We start from the raw sequence: 15,697 nt of genomic DNA on the forward strand, positions 1-15,697 counted from the left end.
TTGTATCTATTTTGTGGACTTTAGACACATCATGCCGTCTAGACTGAGACTATGTCGTTGCTGGCCCTCGCGTCTGAGCCGTGGATATCCCGTCGTATGGACACGACGGAACACGACCGCATTGCGCGCGAGAAGGCCGGGCTGGCGCTTCGGATCCTACGCAAGCGTGCCGGCATCACCCAGGAAGAGGCCGTCGACCGCGCCGTCGGCATCAGCATCACCAGCTGGAAAAACTACGAGAAGGGCGCGCGGTCCATGTCGACGCCTATCCTGGCCCGCGCGCTGCAGGCCATCGGCGCGTCGGCCGACGAACATCAGCTGGAGGTGGCCCGCATGTCATCGCCTCTGCCGTCGGCGTCTTTCGCGCACCCCGGCATGGCCGAGCGCGGTCGCGTCATGGCCCTCCCGGTCGGCGGCATCGCCCACGGCGGCGCGTTGCGGCCCAACCTCTATGACGACGGGGGCGAAGCCGAAGTGATCGACTTCGCCCAGTATTTCACGCCCGGCACCCAGGTGCTGCGCCTCGCCGGAATGAGCATGGTCCCCTATGCCGAACCCGGCGGCTTCGTCACCTACAACGTCCGCCAGCCCGCGCGTCGCGGCCAGGGCTGCGTCATCGAAATGGCGGACGGCTCCTATGCCGTGAAGCGGTTCGAGCGCATGGACGACGACCACCTCTACGTCACCGAACTCTATCCCAAGGAACGGGAGCTGACGTTCGACCTGGCCGAGGTGAAGGGCGTTTACGCGATCGGCCTAAGGGGCGGGTGAGCAGGCCGCGTTCGCTATCATCCAGATTCGAGCATGCAGATAGACCAGTGCCATGTCCGGCGAGGGTCGTTCTTTAAGCTCGAAGGCCTCGTCTGAAGCCATCATGGCTAATGCACAGACGTTGTCGATCTCCGCGCGGAGCTTCCGATATTCCTCGAAGGATGGCCGCCGCTGGACGCTAGAAGCCCAAAGGTCCTCCGATGCACGGGGCAGTGCACCTGCCGTCTCGTCACACACCGCACGCGCCGGCAGGCAAAGATACAGGTCCCTATTGTCGGAAACGCCATCCCATAGATGGGCGTCGCTGGCGTCTGCCGCCTCCTGATCGGCACCCTCGCTCGTGGCCTGTGCCGCCTCCTCAATGGCAGCGGCATACTCTGCTGCCGAGGCGGCGCGTTCGGCGACCTCAACCGCCGCGAGCCCCCGCCGCTCCATAAGGTCCTGGGTGGCGACAAGGGCAAATGCAGCAACAAGAGAGGTCAGCATTCCCTCACGATGACGCAGATAATGACCACTCGCCAGCAGCACGATGGCAAAGTTAGAAAACACCACAGCGCATCTATTTCGTGTCTGTAGGTTGACAGCAGCAACCGAAGCAGTCTTGTTTCCGGTTGTCCCCGCCGCGTCGCATGCATGACGCCGGACGAGACGTCAGACGTGATCCCCCCTGGTGGGTCGTCTGGCAGACGCGGCGGGGGCACGGATCAACAGGAGCCCTTCATGGCCGACGACGCCTCACACGACGCATCCCCCGACGTTCTCAACGCCACGGCCCAGGGCCGCCTCCGCACCATCATTGAGCGGGTCGAGCGGCTGGAAGAGGACAAGGCCGCAATCCTCGAAGACATCAAGGAGGTCTTCGCCGAGGCCAAGGGCGAGGGCTACGACGTCAAAATCCTGCGCAAGGTCATCCGCATCCGCAAACAGGACAAGGCCAAGCGTCAGGAAGAAGACGCCATCATGGACCTCTACCTCGCCACCTTGGGTGAAGTCTGATGACCGCCATCGTCCTGCCTTTCGCGGTGGCTCCGCGGGCTCCGGTAGAGGTCCGTCCGACGCCCCTTCAACCCGCCACCCGCATCGCCTGTCAGACGGCCGAAGAGGCCGGGCTCGCCGCCCAGCTGCTGCTGGCCTGCGCCGCCCCCCGCAGCGACCGCCTCGACTGCGTCCCCACCCTGATGAAGCGCGAGGGCCAGCCCTATCGCCCGCTGGTCGTCGTCCACTGGGGCGGCATGGACGTGATCGCCTCGGCCGACGCCATGCGGCGCATCGCCCTGACCATCGACTTCGCCGGCCGCCAGGGCGCCGCCCTCGATCTGCTCGGGGCCTGCGACCAGGCCGAAGCCCTCGCCGACCAGCTGCATAGAAGCCATCACTGATGCCCGCCTACACCCTTCCCCGCGAACATGGCCCCGCCGTCCGCGACGGCCGCCAGCGGATTACCCTGGCCGCGCCGCGCGACAACAACGTGCCCGGTGGCCACGCCGCCGTCGGCGATGACGTCTTCGTCGACCTGGCAAAGCGGGGCGACAAGCCACGCGAACGGGTCGCCCGCCGCCGCTGCATCCTGCGCGGTCAGCTGGTCATCACCGAAGACGCCCTGGTGCGCGTCACCGACCTGCGCTTCCGCGACCGCGACGAATGGGCCGCCGAGGCCGAACGCCTCAAGCGCCTGATCGAGGCGGCGGAACAGGGCACCCCCGCCGCCACATCCGACACCTTGCTGGCCCTCGCCAAGCTGGCCGGGTTCCGCAGCTGGAAGGCGCTCTACACCTTCAACGCCGCCCGCGACCGTCGCGGGCGTCCCGATGCCGATGGCCGCGTGACGCGTGACCTGATCGGCTGGTCCGTGAACTGATGTCCACCCCCCTGATCGACATGCAAGGCGTCGCCACCTTCCGGGGGGTGCACTACGACACCGTCCGCAAGGGCTGGTCGTCCTGGGTGCGCGATCTGGGGTTTCCGGCCCCGGTCGTGAAACGCCCGTACCGCTGGAACCGCGCATCGCTCGATGCGTGGCTGATCCGGCGCGAGGCCGAGAACCGCTCCGCCCTGTTGAACCCGGCCGCGACAGATACGACCGTTTCCGACGCACCGGCCAACGAAAACACCCTCGACGCTGCCCCTGTCAGCCGCGTCGCCCGCCGCATTGACCGCGAGCGCAGCGCAGTGCTGTCGTTCATGGCCGGTGCGCGGTGATCTGGAGAGCCGTCATGTTCCGCCGTCCTCACCGTGCCCGTCCCGCCCCGCTGCTGAACGAACGCGGCCAGGGCCTCGCCGCCCTCCTGTTTGTCATCGCGGGCCTGTTCTGGCTCTGCCTACGCATCAAGGGGCTGGCGTGACCGTCGTTACCGACCTGCGCAAGCGCCTGGCCAGCACCCTTCGCCTCCGACTGGGCCACGCGGGCATGACCGTGTCCGCCACGGTCGCGTCGTCGCTCGCGGGCGAGGCCCTGAAGAGCGCCAATGTCGAGGCCCTGACGGGCTATGTCGCGGCCGTCGAGGCGGGCACCGACCCTGCGGCCGTGCGCGATATCCTGATCGGCGACCCGGCCATCGGCCCCATCATGATCACGGCCCCCGAACCATGACCGTCTTCGCCCATAGCGTCCGCGCCTGGGTGCGCGGGGCCTGGCATGAGGAGGGATGCCGGGACCAGGCCGAGGCCTGTGCCCTGTTCGACCGCATCCGCGCCATCAATCCCGCGCTGGAAGTCGAACGGCTGGTCGACGGAGCCGCGATCGAGGTGTCGCGCCGGGCGGCTGTCGTCGCCCGAAACACCGGCGTTGACGCCGCCGCCGCCTGACGCCAGCATCCCACCCCTTTCCAGGCGACGGAGAACCGCCCGGTGACCAAGGCCCCGACCAAGTCCAAGCGGCTCCGCCGCCACGGCGACGCGCCTGCCAACTGGCAATACCGCGACGGCCGCCCGCGATGGATCCCGTCGCCCGCCCTGCGCAAGTCCGGATGGCGCGCTCGCGACCTGAAAGGCACCGACGGCGTCTTCCTGTCCGAGGGCCTGTCGCGCGACGCGGCCCGTGACATCAACGCAGCCGTCGCGGCCTGGCGTCGCGGCGAGCTGGTTGCCGAAGGCTTCGCCGCCATGACCCCGGACGGTGCGGCGCACACCCCCACTGGCCTGCCCGCCGCCGTCGACCGCCTGTCGATCGGTCGCCTGCTGGACGGCTTCTTCGCCAGCCGTGAGTTCCTGGGCTCGCCCGGTCCCGACGGCGAGGTGCGCGGCGGCCTCAAGCCATCGACCCAGCGCGGCTACAAGACCAGCCTGAAACGATTGATCGACACACTGGCTGGCTACGTCACCCTGCCGGCGAAAGACGACGCCGCTGCCCAGGCCCACTACGCCCTCGCCGTGGCGACGATCCGCGCCAGCCGCGTCGACATCTTCGAACCGGCCGAGACGGCCACCGGCGTCGATGACGTCCTGTACCGCGCCTACTGGGCCCTGCACGACCAGGCCGGGGTGCACCAGGCCTATGCCGTCCTCGCTGCCGTCAGCGCCTGGCTGACCTGGTGCCGCAAGCATCAGAGCCGCACCATCCAGAACTGGGCCAAGGAGGTCCGCCGCGACACCCCGCCCGGCCGCATCCGCCCTTGGACCGTCGCGGAGTTCAAAACGATGCTGACGTCGGCCGACGCCTTGGGCCTGCACAGCATCGGCGACAGCATCAGCCTTGGCCTCGACCTGTCCTGGTCGCTGGTCGACCGGCTGATCATGACCCACGCCACCTTGGCCGACGACCGCGCCAACGCGGCCCGCTCCAAGACCGGCCGGGTCGGAGGCACCCCGCTGACCAGCCTGGGCAAGGCCCGCATGGCCATGGTCCGGGCGCGTCACAAGGCGATGGACGCCCACCCCACCCACGTCCTGATCAGCGAAGCGACGGGCCAGCCCTACGATCCCGAGGGCTCGCACTACCGCAACCAGTTTTCCAAGGTCCGCGCCCATGCCGCCGCGACGTTGGCCAGCTGCGCCGAAATCCGCGACCAGGACCTGCGCGACACCGCATTCACCTGGATGAAGAATGCGGGCATCGACGACGACGGCATCGCCAGCCGTACCCTGCAGAGCCGCAAACACATCGGCGAACTGGGCGACGCCCACTACGGCGAGATTGGGCCAGAGATCGCGGATCGGGCGCGGGACCTGCTTGAGAAATACTTCGCACGTCAGGGGGTGAGCCTGTGATGGAAGCAAGTTCTGAAAACCGCGACATCGAGATCACTCATTCCGACGGCCGCATCTATTTCCAGCTCAGAGGCTACCCCGAAGGTTGGTCAATCCAAGAGCCAAGCCCAATCGACCCGACGTATCAGGCGCTGACGGTGTTGCTCGCCGACCTTCATAAGGTTCTGGCGTGGTTAGAGGGCATGTCCGCCGTCGATGATTTCATGGCAGAGGCTGCTTTTGACGCCGCCCTCGTCCGCTATTTCTCTGTTTTTGACAGGAATAGCGGGCGCAAAGGCGTGAAGCATCTAAAGTCCGAAGAGGTTTTTGATGCCGACGACTTGGCTGATGCTCATCGCTCGTTGAAAAAACTTCGAGATAAGTATGTGGCCCATGATGACGACCAGTTTCCGGCGCGCAGGCCGGTTGTCATCTTCGACAGCGAACGGCGCGCGCAGGAGGTAGTGTGCCTCACCATGACCACGCGCTCTGACGGCTGGGTGTTTTCCCCCCGACTTAAAGAGCTTGCAGAGCGGGCTTTGCAGCATGTGAGCGAGAGGCGCGACGCAGCCGGTCAGGCAATTTTGGTGACGTGCAATGGCCCCGGGTCTGAAAGCGCACGGGCCAAGATCGTTACAGACAAAATCTATTCCATCAGAATTCAGGACGAGGACGCATAACCCCCAAGTCTCACGTGAGACTTTCACACCCGATCAGGCCCTGAAACGCCCCTGATCGACCCGGCTGCCTTTGACAATGTGCCCGCCACCACTGGCTTCGCGGGGCGTCCCGGTTTCTCTTAATCAGCGGGTCGTAGGTTCGAACCCTACATCACCCACCATCGTCCTGCATTGATTTCGCTAAGCAGACGTCGAAGCGCCCCGTCCGCGCTCGGAGTGATCGCTGGTCCGGTTAATGCGCAAGACAATGGGCTCTGGCCCCGATGGATCGGGTCCAGAGCGGCCAGGAACCGCGTGCGTGCCTCCCAGGTTCCGAAGGCTCGAGCATGGCAAGACACGTCACGCCATATGACGGGCTTCGGAGAAGACCTTCGCGATTGGTCGCGTCCAGCAACTGTGTCAGCTTCTGTTCATACTGGCGCGGCCAAGGACCAGTGATCGTTGGCCAGAGGGAACAGACGTCATGACCCTGCGCATTCTCGTGGCACCCTCGGGCTACAAGGAATGTCTGGAGGCCGACCGGGTCGCCGAGGCGATCGCCCAGGGCGTGTTGCGGGCCCTGCCCGACGCCCGGGTGACGCGTCTGCCGTTGGTCGACGGCGGCGAAGGCTTTGCCCAGGCGATGGCCGTGGCCACAGGCGGCCGGCTCCAAGCGTTGACGGTCACTGGCCCGGTCGGACAGCCGGTGGAGGCGACCCTGGGCTGGCTGGGCGGAACGCAGACACCGACAGCCGTGGTCGAGATGGCCCAGGCCGCCGGTCTCAGACTGGTTCCGGCCGATGCGCGCGACCCGATGAAGACCACCACCCGTGGTGTCGGCGAACTGATCCAGGCGGCGCTGGACGGCGGGGCCGAACGCATCCTGGTCGGCTGTGGCGATTCGGGGACGAATGACGGGGGCGCAGGCATGGCCCAGACACTGGGCCTGCGCCTGCTGGACGCAGACGGTCGCGACATCCCGCCGGGCTGCGAAGGTCTGGCCCGCCTCGACCATATCGACATCACCGAAAGAGACCTGCGGCTGGACAAGGTTCGCATCGAGGCGATCTGCAACATCACCAATGTGCTGTGCGGTCCGCGCGGCGTCGCCCGCGTCTTTGGCCCCCAGAAAGGCGCGTCGCCCGAAACGGTCGAGCGGATGGATGCTGCCCTGGATCGCTATGCCCGGGTCGTGCAGGACGCCTTCGCCATAGATGTGCGCCAGATGCCGGGCGGGGGTGCATCCGGCGGCCTGGGCACGGGGCTGAGGGTCCTGCTGGGGGCGGAGTTGCGGTCCCGCTACGATGTGGTCCTGCCCTATTTCGATCTGGATGCCCGCCTGGCCGAGACCGATCTGGTCTTCACCGCCGAAGGAGGGATCGATCTGCAGACGCCGAACGGCAAGATTCCGGTAGAGGTCGCGCGCCGGGCCAAGCTGCGCGGGTTGTCTGTCTTCGCCCTGGCCGGGGCCGTCGGCGATCCGGCGCGTATCGTCTATCAGCACGGCGTGGATGCCTTCTTCTCGACCGCCATGCGCCCCTGCCCGATGGAGATGGCCATGGCCGAGGCCGAGGCGCAGCTGATCCTGGCGGCAGAGAATGTGATGCGCACCGTCCTGGCCGGTCGGGCCATGCCGCGCGGATGACCCTGACCCACGAAGCGAAAGGCCGTCGCCGACCCTGGATCCGGCTTCTGGGACTGCTGTCGGCCTTTGCCCTGCTGACGGCGCTGGTGGTGCTGCCGGCCGACCTGTTCCAACCTGGACGGGTGGCGCTGGCTGTGTTCGGCACGGCGGTGATCCTGTGGGCGACAACGAAGATCGAGGCCGCCTGGATCGCCCTGGCGGGGGCCGTGGCCCTGGTGCTGTTCGGCGCGGCGGACCAGCGCGACGTGACGGGCATGCTGGCCGACGACATCATCTGGCTGATGATCGGGGCCTTCGTCATCGGCGCGGCCTTTGAAAGCTCGGGCCTGGCCGCGCGCCTGACCGCGGCGGTCGCGTCGCGGGCGCGCACGACCGGGCAGCTGTTCTGGCTGACGACGCTGGCCCTGATCCCGCTGACCTTCCTGATCCCGTCGACATCGGGCAGGGCGGCGGCGACCCTGCCGGCCCTCAACGGCTTCTTCGGCGTGGAGCGGGGCCAGGCGGCGGAACGCGGACGTCGGGCCTATGCCATCCTGATCCCCACCATCATCCTGGTGGCGACCACGGCGGCCCTGACCGGCGCAGGCTCGCACCTGCTGGCCGAAGACCTGCTGTATCAACGGATCGGCGAGCGGTTCGGCTTTGCGCAATGGGCCCTGTGGGGCCTGCCTTTCGCCCTGGCAGCTTCGCTGGCGTCATGCTGGGTCGTGCTGCGGCTGTTCCTGGACGGTCCGGAACGGGCGGCACCCGTTCCGCTTCTAGCCCGCAGCGACACGCCCATGAGCCGGGCCGAATGGACGACACTGGCCATTGCGGCCGTCACCTTCGGCCTGTGGTTCACCACCCAGTGGCACGGCTATCGCATCGCCAGCGTCGCGGTCGTGGCCATGATCGCCCTGACCGCCCCGCGCCTGGGCGTGCTGAAGTTCAAGGCGGCGATGAAGGCGGTGAACTGGTCGCTGGTCCTGTTCGTGGGGGCGGCGCTGGTTCTGGGCCAGGCCCTGATCAATACCCAGGCGGCCGGGTGGCTGGTCGGCGCGATGTTCGACATTGCCAATCTAAACACCATCAGGGGCGGCAATGCGCCCGAGATCGCCGTCATCGCGGCCATCGCCGTGATCAGCCTGGCGTCACACCTGTTCATGACCAGCCACGTGGCCCGCACCGCAGCCCTGGGGCCGCCCTTCATCCTGATGGCCCAGACGGCCGAGCTCAATCCGGTGGCTGTGCTGTTCATCGCCACAGCGGGCATGAACTACTGCCTGACGCTTCCGGTCTGTTCCAAGGCGCTGCTGATGTTCCAGGATGCGGATGGCGTCACCTTCCGCCCGCGCGATCTGATGCGGCTCAGCGCCATCCTGACGCCGGTGCACCTGTTGCTGATGATCGTCTTCTATTTCGCCTGGTGGAAGTGGACGGGGCTGGCGCTATCCACCTGATGGTCAGTCGTCGTCGTCGCGGTCGTTCGAGCGGTCGACCCGGGTCACGCGACCGTCGCGGTTGATGTCGATTTCCAGCTTGCGACCCCGCTGGTCGCGACCCTCGATCTCCCAGCCTCCATCGTCCTGTTCGATCTCGTCGACCCGGACCATGCCGTAGCCGCGCGCGATCTGCAGGGCGCGGGCCTCGCTTATGCCCTGACGGACCGCCGGGCGCTCACGATCCTGCGCCGTGACGGACGCCGGCAGGCTGAAGGCCAGGGCCGCGACCGTCAGGGTCAATAGGTGCAGTCTCATGACGTCCTCCTGTTCAGCGGTCTGCCGTCAGAAATACTCGGCATTGGCCGGGCACTGGGCCGCCAGTCGCCGTGCGGTGATGGTCGCGGGGATGAAGGGGCTCCAGATCCCCGCCGCCTTGACCGAGGCCCCGCCGCGGAAGCTGAACTGCTCGGCCTGATAGGTGCCGTTCAGGCGCACGCGGGCCTGACGGCCGCTGCGCGAGACGCAGTTGCCCTCGAACCGGGCATTGCCGTTGCCGACCTGACGCACCGGATAGGTGCACTGATAATGCCGCGTCGACAGGCCGCCGAAGAATCGGTTGATCTCGCTGGGGCGCACGCATTTGGTCTCGGTGTCCCGCTGACCCAGGGCGCTGGTGGTATATTCCCAGTAGCCGGGCAGGACCGGTGGCGCGGCCGTCGCGGCGGCCTGATAGGAGGGGCCGGCCATCGGCGCGGCCGCCGGCGCGGCCAGGAACAGGGCCCCGGCGATCACGGGCGCGGCGGTGGCCAGGACGCGGCTGAAGACACGGCTGGGCTTGCGAGACATGGCGGGTCTTTCGACAGAAGGGCGTTTCATCATTAGAGCGGATACAGGGGCGCAATTGAACGGGGCCTGAACGGGCGCGAAACCCTTGACGCGGCGGGGCACCCTCCTCTATACGGCCCCCTCTCGCGCAGGAGCCCCGTTCCTGCGCGCAATCATTTCATGCGTCCATACGCTTCGTGGACGCCTCTGCCCAAGGATAGTCCCATGTCGCGTCGCTGCGAACTCACCGGTATCGGCCCCATGGTCGGCCACAGCGTGAGCCACTCGAACGTCAAGACCAAGCGCCGCTTCCTGCCGTCGCTGAAGACGGTCAAGGTCGCCTCGGAAGCCCTGGGCCAGACCTTCAGCCTGCGGATCTCGAACGCCGCCCTGCGCACCCTCGACTACAAGGGTGGCCTGGACCCCTTCATCGTCAAGGCCCGCGACGAGCAACTGTCGATGGCCGCCCAGCGCATCAAGCGCCAGGTCAAGGCCAAGCTGGCCGAGCAAGCCACCGCCGCCTGATCGGCGACGACATCAAGATGTGAAGAGGGCCGGTGGAAACACCGGCCTTTTTCTTTGCGCGGGATCGGGGGCTACCCCTGATGGCAGATCGGGCGTGCGCCGTGGTGGGTGGTTAGCGGACCTCCGCGAGCGTGGCGGTAAAATGAGCACCACCATTTCGACCTTTGCCGAAGGAGAGCACCCCCGCGTGCTGATCAACGAGCGACCGAACAACCCTCATGCCGAGACCTTTTTGGGCTGCCGGATCGAAGTCGGCGGGAAGACCGGGACCGTCATCTTCAACCTCGATTCGTACACCTTGGCCGCTCGTACAGATCCGAACTTCGACACGTGGCGCACCGTGTTTGGCGGCGTTGGTGACGAGTTCGTTAGTGACCAGACCAATAGGCATAACCAACGTGGTCGGGATTGGCGTCGGTTGACCCAGCGTTGTGACCGTGCACGGCGATATGACATCGGAGAGATCGGCCAACAGCCGCTCGGTATAAGCTAGGGCACAGGTCGTCTCGATGGCGTCCTCTACGTAGAAGTGGCGGTGTACCCGGGCAACTGTGTCCACCCGCGACGCCGCCAGGCCGAGTTGGCGGGCCGTTTCGCTGTTACCTTCGGTTTTCGCCTGCATCTTCAGCAATCCGGAGACGAACTGCAGACTATTCATGACGCGGTGGTCGATCTCCCTGCCGAGCATCTCTGATTTATCACGCTCGGCTTCCACCTCTGCGACGCGCTCGGCCAGATGGGTGTTCAGGCGTCTCAACTCGAGTTGCGTCATCACTTGGTTGGCGAGGGTGCGTAGGGCCATGCGTTGGCGTGGCGGGAGGTCTTTCGGCTCATAGTCGAGCACGCATAGAGTGCCGATCGGCAACCCCGCTGCAGTTTTCAGCAGGGCTCCCGCGTAAAACCGTAGTCCCGGATCGCCAGTGACAAGCGGATTGCAGTCAAACCGATGATCGAGAGTTGCGTCAGGCACCACCATGAAGTCATCGGCCAACAGCGCATGACCGCAGAATGACGTCTCGAGCGGCGTCTCACGGACGCCTAACCCAATCTCGGCTTTAAAAAACTGCCGTCCATCCCCGATCAAATTCACAACGGCTATGGGCGTCTCGCAGATTTCGGAAGCTAACTTCACTATGTCATCGAAGTCGCTCTCGCGTGGGGTGTCGAGCACGGCATAGCTGGCCAACGCCGCTAGTCGCTCCTGTTCATCCGGGCGTAAAGCTATCGTCATAGCTGCTCCCCACTCAGAGCGGCGGCTCTGCACATTTAGGCTAGACCATATAACTCTGTGATCCAGCATTTGGCGAACTTACGTCCAGACTGACTTAGGATCATGTCGGGAGCTTTAGCTGCAAGTGCTCCTAACGTCCGCAACGGATCAGAAGCCGTCATCACAATGCCGCCGGAAACCGGACATTGGCGACCGGCTTCCTTCTGACGGTTCGCTCTGTACGTTGCAGGTAACAACGACCTCGCCCCGAGGACACTTCATGACCCGCGACCAGATGTTCGCCCATGCGCTGAGCCAGCCCGGAGCGGAGGCGTCCACCCTGCATGGCGGGCGGTGCGTGCGGGTGCGGGGGCACTGGATCGTCAATGACAATGCCGACCCCGACGCCTTGGCCCTGGCGCTGGATCGCGACACCGTGGCGCTGCTGATGGAGACGGAGCCGCAGACCTATTTCCAGACCCCGCATTTCGAGGGCTGGCCCGCCGTCCTGGTCCGCTATGCCGTGGCCGACGACGACCGCCTGCGCGAACAGATCGACAAGGCCTGGGCCCGGCGCGCTACGGCGGTCCAGCGCAAGGCGCGAGCGGGCAAGGGCTGATCCGCAGCGGCATTCCTCCCCCATCGGGGGAGGAATGGATCACTTGCGCACACCGACTGTGTCTCTAGGCTGATCCCCCTGTCCGTCCCGGAGCCCTTCGTGTCCGTATTCCGCCGTGTCGCCGTCGCCACCGTCTCCGTCTTGGCCCTGACCGCGGCCCCCCTCACAGCCTCGGCCCAGGACGCACCCGCCCCTGTCGTCACCGACATCTCCGTCGAATCCTCCGCCTTCACCCTGGCCACCGACCAGCCCCGCACGCCCGAACAGGTCGCGGTGCGCTTCGACAAGGCCGATCTTTCGATCCGGGTCATGCCTGCGGACAAGGCCATCGACGCGGTCGCCGTGCTGGACTTCACGGCCCAGTCGCCGGTCGAGGCCCTGGTGGTCGAACTGGACACCCGGTTCGCCGTCTCCTCCGTCCAGGTCGACGGGCAGGAGATCGCACCCGGCACCTGGACCAATCCCGAGGGCCGCATGACCGTGCCGCTGGGTCGCACGCTTCAGACGGGCCAGACCGCCTCCCTGCGCATCGCCTATGCCGGCCAGCCGCGCGTCGCCCCCCGCGCGCCCTGGGACGGCGGCTTCGTCTGGTCCACGACCCCCGATGGCCAGCCGTGGATCGCCACGGCGGTTCAGGGCGAGGGCTGCGACCTGTTCTGGCCCTGCATCGACCATCCGCTGGCCGAACCGGGCCGCGTCGACCTGCACATCACCGTGCCGTCCGATCTGGCCGCGCCGTCGAACGGGCGGTTCGTCGGCAAGACCGACAACGGCGACGGCACCACGACCTGGAACTGGAGCGCGCGTAGCCCCAACACCTATGCCATCGCCCTGAACATCGGGCCGTATGACGAGATGACCACCGACTATGTCAGCCGGTTCGGCAACGTCATCCCCCTGACCTACTGGTATCTGCGCGGCGACGACCCGGCCAAGGTGAAGGTCCTGTTCGACCAGTTCGCGCCCATGGTGGATTTCTTCGAGGCCACCGTCGGCCCCTACCCCTTCGGTGACGAGAAGATGGGGGTGGTGGAGACGCCGCATCTGGGCATGGAGCACCAGACCATCAACGCCTATGGCAACGGCTACCGGCTGGACGGGCGCGGCTTCGACTGGCTGCTGCACCACGAGCTGAGCCATGAATGGTTCGGCAATCAGCTGACCAATCGCAACGCCGACGACATGTGGCTGCACGAAGGGCTGGGCAGCTATATGCAGCCGCTCTACGACCGCTGGCTGAACGGCGAGCGCTTCATGCAGGCCAGCCTGTTGCAGCAGCGGCGGGACCTGATCAACCGCTACCCCGTCGTCTCCGGCACCGACCGCGCCGTGGCCGAGGTCTATGAGGGCGACACCGGGCCGGGGCTGGACCTCTACAACAAGGGCTCGCTGATCTCGCATTCCCTGCGCATGCTGGTCGGGGACGAGGCCTTCTTTCGCGCCGTGACCCGGCTGGTCTATGGCACGGCGACGCCGAAGCCTGGCGCGTTCCAGCCCCGCTATGGCACCACACGCGAGTTTCTGGCCCTGATCAACGAGGAGACGGGTCAGGATCTGGGCTGGTTCTTCGACGGCTATCTGTATCAGGCCGCCCTGCCCGACCTGCGCCAGACCCGCGACGAGCGCGGGCTTGCGCTGGAATGGGTTACCGGCGACGGCAAGCCCTTCCCCATGCCGGTCGAGGTCGAGATCGATGGCCGGCGCACGACCGTGGCCATGCCCGGCGGCCGCGGTTTCATCGAGGCCCGCGCAGCCAGCCACATCCTGATCGACCCGGACAGCAAGGTCCTGCGCCGCCTGGACTTCATCGAGGCGTGGAAGGCGTCAGGCGGAAACTAGACCGCCTCGGCCGTCACCGACTGGCGCACCATCTGGCACGACCCCTGGGTGGTCAGGAAGGCGATGTCGGCGGCGTCGCGCCCGCAGGCGATCCGCACCAGACCCTCGACGGGAGCCAGCCCCGTCGGATCGACCAGCCACCAGCCATCCGACAGCCAGACCTCGAAGATGGCGTGGAAATCCGGCGGGCTCAGCTGATGCGCAAAGGCGCTGACCGCGCGCGCCGGAATGCCCGAGGCCCGGCACAGGGTGATGCCCATGTGGGTGAAGTCGCGGCACACCCCCGCCCGGTCGATGAAGGTCCGTGCCGCCGTGGTCTCACTGTCGGAGGCACCGGGCTCGTAGTCGATGTTCTCGGCGATCCAGTTCAGGATCTTCAGCACCCGGTCGCCGCCGACCGTGCCGCCGAACGTCCGCTCTACGAACCGTCCGAACTGGTCCGACGGACAATAGCGGCTGGGGTTCAGATAGGGCAGCACCTCGGCCGGCAGGTCGTTCCAGTCATGCTGGACCGTGACCGGCGGAAGGCCCTTCAGCGTGCCGTTGTCGACCACCGCCTCATAGACCAGCGCGACTTCGCCCTGCAGATGCGCCCGCAACGTGCGCGCCCCGAACTCGTCGTCCTGATCATGCTGGAACTCGACCTCCGGCGTTGTGGTCAGCGTCTCCTCAAGGATGTTTTGCCCCGGCCAGTGGGCCACCTGAATCTTGTAGATCGCATCCGTCGGGGGATCGAAACGATAGACCAGTTCGGCACGGACTCGGATTTTCATGAGGGCTCGAGTGAAGGAGTACGGACACGGCGTCAACGTGGCGGTTTAACCGGTGTTCCGTGTCAGTCTGCGTTCCCCGCAAACGGTGCGACGCTGGACCGCGTCCGCCTGCCCCTTGACCATCCGCGCCGTGGAGGGAAGACTTCGCTTATGCATATGCGAACCAAATTCATTTTGCCCGTCGCCCTCGCCGCGGTCGTATCCGCCTGTGGTCAGGGAGAACCGTCCGCAACCGATGCGGCCGATGCCGGTGTCGTCAACCTGTACACCGCGCGTCACTATGACTCCGACCGGGCCCTGTATGACCGGTTCACCGAACAGACAGGCATCCGGGTCAATATCATCGAAGGCAATGCCGACCAGTTGATCGCCCGCATGGGCAGCGAGGGCTCTGCCAGCCCCGCCGACGTCTTCATTACGGCCGATGCCGGGGCCCTGTGGCGGGCACAGAACGCCAATCTGCTCCAGCCCACGACCTCTGAAGTGCTGACGGACGCCATTCCGGCCAATCTGCGCGATCCGCAGGGCCGCTGGTTTGGTCTGAACCGCCGCGCGCGGATCGTAGCCTATGACTCGTCCAAGGTTCAGCCGGCCGAGATCGACACCTACGAGGAAATCGCCTCGCCGCGTTTCCGGGGCAAGCTTTGCGTCCGCTCGGCCGACAGCGTCTACAACCTATCGCTGGTCGGTGCCTTGATCGAGGCATGGGGTCCGGAAAAGACTGCCGAATGGACGCGGGGCGTCGTCGCCAACATGGCCCGTCCGCCCGAGGGCGGCGACCGCGATCAGATCCGCGCCGTCAACGCTGGTGTCTGCGAGATCGCCCTGACCAACAGCTACTATTACATCCGTATGGCCAATGGCGAAGATGCCGCCGACCGGGCAGTGACCCAGAAGGTCAAACTGTCGTTCCCGTCGCTGGCCGGTCAGGGCGCGCACATCAATGTGTCGGGCGGAGGCGTCGCTGCGAATGCGCCGAACCGCGAGAATGCCGTGCGGTTGCTGGAATTCCTTGCGTCGCCCGAGGCGCAGACGGCGGTGTCGGCGGGCAATAACGAGTTCCCGGGCAACCCGGCCGTCCCGGTGCCGGCCCCGACCAATGCCTATGCGGACTTCACGGCTCATCCGATGTCGGTCGCCGTCTATGGGCCACGCCAGGCCGAGGCCCAGAGCCTGATGAGCGCGGCGGGCTGGCGATAGGTCCCGACACCGTCCGGCCAACCCC

21 protein-coding genes are annotated in these 15,697 nt (G+C 66.3%); 16 read left to right on the top strand and 5 right to left on the bottom strand.

From position 1 onward, the window contains the following. Positions 1-96: 96 nt before the first annotated feature. Entirely contained in the window at positions 97-771 is a 675-nt protein-coding gene (locus AC4PRM_RS07860; RefSeq protein WP_492039436.1) for a helix-turn-helix domain-containing protein, read from the top strand. On the opposite strand, the gene AC4PRM_RS07865 is transcribed toward AC4PRM_RS07860, so the two are convergent. Beyond that, on the bottom strand, positions 757-1,323 hold the full coding sequence (locus AC4PRM_RS07865; protein ID WP_492039437.1) for a hypothetical protein: 567 nt from the start codon (positions 1,321-1,323) through the stop codon (positions 757-759). The two genes, AC4PRM_RS07860 and AC4PRM_RS07865, sit on opposite strands and share 15 nt — an antisense overlap. A gap of 168 nt (positions 1,324-1,491) precedes the next feature. Between AC4PRM_RS07865 and gapR the strand changes: the two genes are divergently transcribed. The 11 genes from gapR (at position 1,492) to AC4PRM_RS07920 (ending at position 8,699) form a co-directional block, all read left to right on the top strand. After that, complete coding sequence (gene gapR, locus AC4PRM_RS07870) at positions 1,492-1,767, top strand: nucleoid-associated protein GapR (RefSeq protein ID WP_492039438.1); 276 nt, start codon at positions 1,492-1,494, stop codon at positions 1,765-1,767. After that, positions 1,767-2,150, top strand: coding sequence for a hypothetical protein (locus AC4PRM_RS07875; protein ID WP_492039439.1), 384 nt, complete (start codon positions 1,767-1,769; stop codon positions 2,148-2,150). Before gapR ends, AC4PRM_RS07875 begins: the two co-directional genes overlap by 1 nt. Beyond that, positions 2,150-2,629 carry a hypothetical protein gene (locus AC4PRM_RS07880; RefSeq protein WP_492039440.1) on the top strand — a complete coding sequence of 160 codons (480 nt, stop codon included), beginning with the start codon at positions 2,150-2,152 and terminating at the stop codon, positions 2,627-2,629. Before AC4PRM_RS07875 ends, AC4PRM_RS07880 begins: the two co-directional genes overlap by 1 nt. Further along, on the top strand, positions 2,629-2,970 hold the full coding sequence (locus AC4PRM_RS07885; protein WP_492039441.1) for a helix-turn-helix transcriptional regulator: 342 nt from the start codon (positions 2,629-2,631) through the stop codon (positions 2,968-2,970). Before AC4PRM_RS07880 ends, AC4PRM_RS07885 begins: the two co-directional genes overlap by 1 nt. 14 nt (positions 2,971-2,984) lie before the next feature. Then, positions 2,985-3,113: a hypothetical protein gene (locus tag AC4PRM_RS07890; protein WP_492039442.1), complete on the top strand. Its 129-nt coding sequence runs from the start codon at positions 2,985-2,987 to the stop codon at positions 3,111-3,113. Beyond that, positions 3,110-3,361 carry a hypothetical protein gene (locus AC4PRM_RS07895; RefSeq protein WP_492039443.1) on the top strand — a complete coding sequence of 84 codons (252 nt, stop codon included), beginning with the start codon at positions 3,110-3,112 and terminating at the stop codon, positions 3,359-3,361. The genes AC4PRM_RS07890 and AC4PRM_RS07895 overlap by 4 nt, the downstream gene beginning before the upstream one ends. Then, positions 3,358-3,576 carry a hypothetical protein gene (locus tag AC4PRM_RS07900; protein ID WP_492039444.1) on the top strand — a complete coding sequence of 73 codons (219 nt, stop codon included), beginning with the start codon at positions 3,358-3,360 and terminating at the stop codon, positions 3,574-3,576. The genes AC4PRM_RS07895 and AC4PRM_RS07900 overlap by 4 nt, the downstream gene beginning before the upstream one ends. Positions 3,577-3,618: 42 nt before the next feature. Beyond that, complete coding sequence (locus AC4PRM_RS07905) at positions 3,619-4,977, top strand: hypothetical protein (protein ID WP_492039445.1); 1,359 nt, start codon at positions 3,619-3,621, stop codon at positions 4,975-4,977. After that, positions 4,977-5,636: a hypothetical protein gene (locus AC4PRM_RS07910; protein ID WP_492039446.1), complete on the top strand. Its 660-nt coding sequence runs from the start codon at positions 4,977-4,979 to the stop codon at positions 5,634-5,636. The genes AC4PRM_RS07905 and AC4PRM_RS07910 overlap by 1 nt, the downstream gene beginning before the upstream one ends. Positions 5,637-6,099: 463 nt before the next feature. Further along, positions 6,100-7,260 carry a glycerate kinase family protein gene (locus AC4PRM_RS07915; protein ID WP_492039447.1) on the top strand — a complete coding sequence of 387 codons (1,161 nt, stop codon included), beginning with the start codon at positions 6,100-6,102 and terminating at the stop codon, positions 7,258-7,260. Next, positions 7,257-8,699, top strand: coding sequence for an SLC13 family permease (locus AC4PRM_RS07920; protein ID WP_492039448.1), 1,443 nt, complete (start codon positions 7,257-7,259; stop codon positions 8,697-8,699). The genes AC4PRM_RS07915 and AC4PRM_RS07920 overlap by 4 nt, the downstream gene beginning before the upstream one ends. A gap of 3 nt (positions 8,700-8,702) precedes the next feature. Here the strand turns inward: AC4PRM_RS07920 and AC4PRM_RS07925 are convergent, their stop codons facing one another. After that, a complete protein-coding gene (locus tag AC4PRM_RS07925) occupies positions 8,703-8,996 on the bottom strand; it encodes a PepSY domain-containing protein (protein ID WP_487922534.1) in 294 nt (97 codons plus the stop codon). A 27-nt stretch (positions 8,997-9,023) separates the two neighbouring features. Next, complete coding sequence (locus AC4PRM_RS07930) at positions 9,024-9,527, bottom strand: DUF3617 domain-containing protein (RefSeq protein WP_373258018.1); 504 nt, start codon at positions 9,525-9,527, stop codon at positions 9,024-9,026. A gap of 204 nt (positions 9,528-9,731) precedes the next feature. On the opposite strand from AC4PRM_RS07930, the gene rpmB reads away from it, so the two are divergent. Continuing rightward, positions 9,732-10,031, top strand: coding sequence for a 50S ribosomal protein L28 (rpmB, locus tag AC4PRM_RS07935; RefSeq protein ID WP_292170981.1), 300 nt, complete (start codon positions 9,732-9,734; stop codon positions 10,029-10,031). A 112-nt stretch (positions 10,032-10,143) separates the two neighbouring features. Here rpmB and AC4PRM_RS07940 read toward each other — a convergent pair whose 3' ends face one another. Beyond that, positions 10,144-11,217 (bottom strand): sensor histidine kinase, encoded by a 1,074-nt coding sequence (locus AC4PRM_RS07940; protein WP_492039449.1) that lies wholly within the window; start codon positions 11,215-11,217, stop codon positions 10,144-10,146. Positions 11,218-11,521: 304 nt separating this feature from the next. Here AC4PRM_RS07940 and AC4PRM_RS07945 point away from each other — a divergent pair, with 304 nt between their 5' ends. Together AC4PRM_RS07945 and AC4PRM_RS07950 are read left to right on the top strand one after the other, a co-directional pair. Next, the gene (locus AC4PRM_RS07945) at positions 11,522-11,860 is read left to right on the top strand and encodes an MmcQ/YjbR family DNA-binding protein (protein ID WP_492039450.1); all 339 of its coding nucleotides are present in this window, start codon (positions 11,522-11,524) and stop codon (positions 11,858-11,860) included. A 99-nt stretch (positions 11,861-11,959) separates the two neighbouring features. Further along, positions 11,960-13,699 (top strand): M1 family metallopeptidase, encoded by a 1,740-nt coding sequence (locus AC4PRM_RS07950; protein ID WP_492039451.1) that lies wholly within the window; start codon positions 11,960-11,962, stop codon positions 13,697-13,699. Here the strand turns inward: AC4PRM_RS07950 and AC4PRM_RS07955 are convergent. After that, complete coding sequence (locus tag AC4PRM_RS07955) at positions 13,696-14,472, bottom strand: transglutaminase-like domain-containing protein (RefSeq protein WP_373258194.1); 777 nt, start codon at positions 14,470-14,472, stop codon at positions 13,696-13,698. The genes AC4PRM_RS07950 and AC4PRM_RS07955 overlap by 4 nt on opposite strands. Positions 14,473-14,628: 156 nt before the next feature. On the opposite strand from AC4PRM_RS07955, the gene AC4PRM_RS07960 reads away from it, so the two are divergent. Continuing rightward, positions 14,629-15,672 carry an extracellular solute-binding protein gene (locus tag AC4PRM_RS07960; protein ID WP_487922529.1) on the top strand — a complete coding sequence of 348 codons (1,044 nt, stop codon included), beginning with the start codon at positions 14,629-14,631 and terminating at the stop codon, positions 15,670-15,672. The last annotated feature ends 25 nt before the right edge of the window (positions 15,673-15,697 follow it).

It is taken from the genome of Brevundimonas sp. DW-iso22, from assembly GCF_058725425.1.